At 40.8% G+C, this 255-nt stretch carries 1 protein-coding gene; it reads right to left on the bottom strand.

Annotation, left to right across the window (positions count from 1 at the left end; translation table 11 throughout):
• A partial coding sequence (locus tag SB659_RS20035) for an aldehyde dehydrogenase family protein (protein WP_410551688.1) occupies positions 1–243 on the bottom strand: 243 nt, incomplete at its 3' end.
• Positions 244–255 lie beyond the last annotated feature (12 nt).

Below are 255 nucleotides of genomic sequence, written 5' to 3'. Positions count from 1 at the left end.
ATCATTGGCGATGGCGACAGCATGCTTCTCATCGTTATATGGAATAATGCACAATACGGGACCAAATATTTCTTCCCTGGCAATACGCATGTTATTGTTCACATTGGTAAAAATAGTTGCTTTTACAAAGTTGCCCTCTTCCAGCCCTTCAGGTTTATCCGTACCGCCCGTTAATAATACTGCACCTTCTTTTTGACCGATTCTAATATAATCCAGAACCCTTTCATACTGTTTTTTACTCACCATAGGTCCCAC

This window comes from Arthrobacter sp. SIMBA_036 (genome assembly GCF_046535135.1).
Classification (GTDB): Bacteria; Actinomycetota; Actinomycetes; order Actinomycetales; family Micrococcaceae; genus Arthrobacter.
The sequence above is the reverse complement of the archived record's forward strand: the minus strand, read 5'-3'. Positions and strand labels throughout refer to the sequence as shown.